6 protein-coding genes are annotated in these 5,024 nt (G+C 66.2%); 5 read left to right on the top strand and 1 reads right to left on the bottom strand.

Translation table 11 applies throughout. From position 1 onward, the window contains the following. From ACIQ6O_RS12740 to ACIQ6O_RS12725, 4 genes are all read left to right on the top strand, one after another. Positions 1–1,215 (top strand): UDP-glucose dehydrogenase family protein (locus ACIQ6O_RS12740; RefSeq protein WP_396208169.1); only part of this gene is annotated, 1,215 nt, incomplete at its 5' end. 147 nt (positions 1,216–1,362) lie between these two features. Further along, positions 1,363–1,566: a hypothetical protein gene (locus ACIQ6O_RS12735; RefSeq protein ID WP_396208168.1), complete on the top strand. Its 204-nt coding sequence runs from the start codon at positions 1,363–1,365 to the stop codon at positions 1,564–1,566. Continuing rightward, a complete protein-coding gene (locus tag ACIQ6O_RS12730; RefSeq protein ID WP_396208167.1) occupies positions 1,566–1,856 on the top strand; it encodes a type II toxin-antitoxin system RelE/ParE family toxin in 291 nt (96 codons plus the stop codon). Before ACIQ6O_RS12735 ends, ACIQ6O_RS12730 begins: the two co-directional genes overlap by 1 nt. Positions 1,857–2,020: 164 nt before the next feature. After that, positions 2,021–2,617, top strand: coding sequence for a YggT family protein (locus ACIQ6O_RS12725; protein ID WP_396208166.1), 597 nt, complete (start codon positions 2,021–2,023; stop codon positions 2,615–2,617). On the opposite strand, the gene ACIQ6O_RS12720 is transcribed toward ACIQ6O_RS12725, so the two are convergent. Next, complete coding sequence (locus tag ACIQ6O_RS12720; protein ID WP_396208165.1) at positions 2,614–3,633, bottom strand: endonuclease/exonuclease/phosphatase family protein; 1,020 nt, start codon at positions 3,631–3,633, stop codon at positions 2,614–2,616. The two genes, ACIQ6O_RS12725 and ACIQ6O_RS12720, sit on opposite strands and share 4 nt — an antisense overlap. 248 nt (positions 3,634–3,881) lie before the next feature. On the opposite strand from ACIQ6O_RS12720, the gene ACIQ6O_RS12715 reads away from it, so the two are divergent. After that, positions 3,882–4,622 carry a PEP-CTERM sorting domain-containing protein gene (locus tag ACIQ6O_RS12715; RefSeq protein ID WP_396208164.1) on the top strand — a complete coding sequence of 247 codons (741 nt, stop codon included), beginning with the start codon at positions 3,882–3,884 and terminating at the stop codon, positions 4,620–4,622. The last annotated feature ends 402 nt before the right edge of the window (positions 4,623–5,024 follow it).

Below are 5,024 nucleotides of genomic sequence, written 5' to 3'. Positions count from 1 at the left end.
GACCGGCTCCGCGCGGGGGAGATCCCTATCTACGAGCCAGGACTCGACGACCTCGTGGCCACGGGGCAGAAGAGCGGGCGCCTGCGCTTCACTACCGAGCTCGCGAGTGCGGTGGCCGAGGCCGACGCAGTGTTCCTGGCGGTGGGTACCCCCAGCCGGCGCGGCGATGGCCACGCCGATCTCCGCTACGTGGAGGCAGCAGCCATCGAAGTGGCGAGGGCCCTGTCCGGCTTCACCGTGATCGTGACCAAGAGCACCGTACCGGTGGGCACGGGGCGCCGCGTGGCCGAGCTGGTGCGCGAGACCAACCCCACCGCCGACTTCGCGGTGGCGAGCAACCCGGAGTTCCTGCGCGAGGGCTCAGCCATCGGCGATTTCATGCGCCCCGACCGCGTGGTGATCGGCTGCGAGCACGACCGCGCGCGCGAGGTGCTGCGCGAGTTGTATCGCCCGCTGTATCTCATGGAAACGCCCATCGTGATGACGAGCCTCGAGACGGCCGAGCTCACCAAGTACGCCGCGAACGCGTTTCTCGCCACCAAGATCACGTTCATCAACGAGATCGCCGACCTGTGCGAGAAGCTGGGCGCCGACGTACAGGACGTGGCGCGCGGCATGGGGCTCGACGGGCGCATCGGCAAGAAGTTTCTGCACGCGGGACCGGGGTACGGCGGCAGCTGCTTCCCCAAGGACACGTTGGCGCTCGCCCGCACGGCGCAGGACGCGGGCTCGCCGATGCGCCTCGTCGAAACCACCGTGCAGATCAATGATCGCCGGAAGGGGGCAATGGCCGGCCGCATCATGCAAGCGTGCGGCGGCAGCGTGCGCGGCAAGACCATCGCGGTGCTGGGCGTGGCGTTCAAGCCCAACACCGACGACATGCGCGACGCGCCAAGTCTGTCGATCATTCCGGCACTGCAGGATGCCGGAGCGCATGTGAAGGCCTACGACCCGGCCGCTATGCGCGAGGCGGGGCCGCTGCTCCCCGGCGTGGAATGGTGCGAGGACGCGTACCAGGCGGCGACCGGTGCGCACGCCGTGGCGCTGGTGACGGAGTGGAACGAGTTTCGGGGGCTGGACCTCACGCGTCTTCAGACGGCGATGACGGGGCGCGTGTTCGTGGACTTGCGCAACGTGTACCGGCCGGAGGTGGTGAGGGGGCTGGGGTTCGAGTACTCGAGCGTGGGGCGCCCTTCGGGCGCCGGAACAGCGTAAAGGGTTAGGAGTTGCCACCTGACTGCACGGCGTTAGGAGTTGCCACCTGACTGCACGGCGCGGCGAGTTAGCACCTGACTTCACGGCGCGAGCTAACCTGCCGCATGGGGCGTTGCGGACTCGGGCCGTTCGGAACAGCTTGCAGTCATGGCCGACATTCCTGACATCCGCAATGATGCGAAACGTCTTGTCGAGCAGCTCCCGGCGGGGGCTGGGTGGGACGACCTCGCTTACGAGGTGTACGTCCGCCAGGCAATCGAGCAGGGCCTTGCGGACGCGGAGGCCGGCCGGACCGTAGACCACGACACCGCAATGGCTCGCGTTCGTGCCGGCATCCGTCGCCCCGCCTAGTGTTGCCGCTACGATGGACCGACCGCGCGGTTTTTGACCTCGCGGGCATTGCCGAGTTCATCAGCCGCACTTCAGCGGTTTACGCTGAAAATGTGGTCGCCCGTATCGACCAACGCGTGCAACTGCTTCGTGCCCATCCGCAGCTGGGCAAGCAGGCTGCTGAGGCTCGGGACCTCGACATACGGGAGTTGGTCGTCGAGAGCTATCGCGTGTTTTACAGGGTGAATAAGGACGTCATCCAGATCGTCGCGATCGTCCACGGTCGACAGCAAACGCCCCGGGAACTCTAGTCGCATTCGCAGCGGCCGCGGCGTTGGCAGTCCCTGAATAGGGACTGCAACAGCGTAAAAAGTTAGGAGTTGCCACCTAACTGCACGGCGCAGTTCAGTTGGGAGGCAACTCATTACCCCTTACGCCGTTCCGCGCCCAACGGGCGCCCGGGTATAATTCCCCCATGATCGAGACCGTCGCCGGACTCCTGAATACCGTCCTCGTGCTGCTGCGCCCCCTCGTCTTTGCCGCGGGGTTCATCGCAGGCGTGGGCGCCATCACCAGCTGGGGGGTGCGCACGCGGCGCATCTCGCCGTTCTCGCCGGTCGCGCGGTTCGTGCGCGAGAAGATCGATCCGGTGCTCATTACTCCCATGGAGCGCCGGCTGCTGCGGGCCGGCGGTACCCCCTACGCCGCGCCGTGGTGGGCGCTGGCGGTGGTGGTGCTGGGCGGCCTGCTACTCCTGTCGGGCATCCAGTTCCTGCGCGACCAGTTCCTCATGCTCGCCTACGCCTCGCAGAGCGGCGCCGGGCTGGTGCTGCTGCTGGTCCAATGGACGTTCAGCGTGCTGCGCATCGCCCTCTTCGCCCGCGTCATCGCGAGCTGGGTGGGCGGCGGGCCCTACTCCAAGTGGTGGCGCTGGAGCTTCGTGCTCACCGAGTGGTTCCTCGCCCCGCTGCGCAACGTGATCCCCACCATCGGCATGATCGACATCAGCGTGCTGGTGGCGTACTTCGGATTGGGGATTATCGAATCGCTGATTCTGGGCGTGCTGCGCTAGCCCCGCCATACCAGATCCACCACCAGCGGCTGGTGCTCGCTGGGATATCCGCTCAACACGCGGGCGCCCACCGGCTCCAGCCGCTCGGGCACGAACAGGTGGTCGATGCGCACCGGGAAGATGCCCGCCTGCATCGTGTGGCCGAACCCGAATCCGGTATGCGCGAAGGCGTTCGTGAGATCGCCCCAATCGCGCTGCAGCAGGGCGCTGCCATAAGGCAGATTGAAATCGCCGGCCACGATGAAGCGTGGATCCGTGCGCGACACGATCGCCGACACGGCGGCCGAGGCGGCACCGCGATCGGCGAGTGACCGGCGCAGCTTGGGGAGCAGATTGGCCGGATCGGGCCACCGCGCCGCAGCGAGCGCTTCACGCGGGCTCGGCAGGTGCACGGAATACACCGGGATGATGCCGTACGGGGTTTGCACCCGCACGCGGACCGCGTAGAGCGAGGAGGGCAGCCGCGGGTCGGGCGGGGTGGCCAGCGACGCGGCGTCGACGATGTCGAGCATCGGCCAGCGTGACGCGATGCAGAAGCGATCGGACACCGCCGCCACGCCGAAGATGGCGCGGAGCGAGTCGGCGACGACGGTTTTGCAGTCCTGCAGCAGGACGATGTCGGCGTCCCACGCCGCGACGTCGCTGCGGAGCCGGTCGGCCAGCGACGCACTGACGTCGGTGTTGTACGTGACCACACGGATGTCCCCGCGGGCGGGGGCCCCCACGGGCAGCGCGCTCAGCCGGGACGGGACGTCGAACTGCGCCACGCCGAAGAGCGTGACGAGGGCGCCGGCGAGGGCCACGGCCGTGGTGCCTCCGCCAAGGGGACCCGTTCCTACGCGGACGGCGAGCGGGACGAGCACCAGCCAGGGGAGCAGGAGCCACCAACGGGGGGCGAAACCGAAGAGCATGCCGAATGGGCCGGCATCATTGCCCAGAGCGACCAGCGGCCAGAGCACGCCGGCGAGCGCGGCGGCCACCCAGACGAGCCGCCGGAGAAATGGCACTGCGAACATGGACTTCTCGATGACTTTTCTAACTAAATGATCGATGACCTGTGGCAACTCTAATACAGCAGAGCTTGCCGATGCAGACGTGCAACGCTTGTGGGTCCACTGAGGCAGACTCAACCGGACCCGAATGCGTCGTGTCCCGATATCACTTCGTAAGCTGTTGTGTTGAAGTGATTTATGACATAGCTGAGCTCGCTTTTGTTGGCATGTGGATTGCAAATCATCTCAGGACTTCCCCCTCTACCCTGGAGATGCCAATGCGTTCGAACTACCTGATGGCGATGCCGCTGGCCCTGCTGCTCGCCGGTTCGACGGCCGGTGCGCAGACCCGTTTTTACGGCGAGGACAACACCGGTTCGGAGTCGACCCGTGCCACGAATGTGAATGCGCTGGCCGCGCGCAACAGCTTCCTGTCCAACCTGATCGGTGTGGGTACCGAGACGTTCGAGAGCCGGTCGGGTAGCGCTCCGCTCGCGCTGACCTTCCCGGGGGCGGGAACTGCGACGCTCAACGGTACGGGGGGGGTGGCCGCCGAAGCGGGCGCGACCAACGGATTCGGCCGCTATCCCACTTCGGGGACCAACTTCTGGGAAGCGACGCTGACGCGGTCCGCCACGTTCCGGGTGACGTTCAGTGACTACGTGGCGGCATTCGGTTTCTATGCCATCGATCTCGGCGACTTCGGCTCGAACCTCAGCCTCCAGTTTTACAAGGACGGAAATCTGATCGACTCGTGGTCGCCCTATAACACGAGCTTCAGCAGCTGCCCGAACATCTATTGTGGTGGTCTCAAGTTCATCGGTTCGATCAACAGCACCACCTTCAACGAGGTCCGCTTCCTGGGCTCGTCGAACGACGATGTGTTCGCCTTCGACGACATGACGGTGGGCTCGCTGGAGCAGGTGAGCGTGCCGGAGCCGGGCAGCTTCGCGCTGGTGGCGGCGGGATTGGTGGGCTTGGGTGCGGTGGCGCGCCGGCGTCGGCAGAGCTGAGCAGGGAGGATTGAGGCGGCGCTGACGCGCCGGCTCACGAGTGATCCCTGAAAGCGCGCCCGTTCAGGGTGAAGGGTCGAACGTGTAGGGTTGTGGGTTGGTGCAACACCCACCCACAACCCTCTACCCTCGACACCCGACCCTGAACGGGCGCGCTTTCAGTCGACCACACCCAACCGGCATGCCGTGGGCTCCCGCGGCCCGCCCGTATCGCTCCAGCCGTATTTCGGACCCACCGTATCGGACTGTCACAGGACCGTATCCCCGGGAACGGGGTACCACTGGCGGGTGTTCGAGGCAGTGTTAGGACCACCCGGTCCTACACTTACTGGACCTCGTTGACATGGAGTTTCTCAGATGCGCAAGCTTTCCCTGATCGCCACGGCCGCCGTGCTGGCCTTC

Origin of the sequence: Gemmatimonas sp. (assembly GCF_044345575.1) — a bacterium.
Taxonomy (GTDB): domain Bacteria; phylum Gemmatimonadota; class Gemmatimonadetes; order Gemmatimonadales; family Gemmatimonadaceae; genus Gemmatimonas.
Note: the sequence above shows the minus strand (reverse complement) of the source record. Positions and strands in the feature narration are given on the sequence as shown.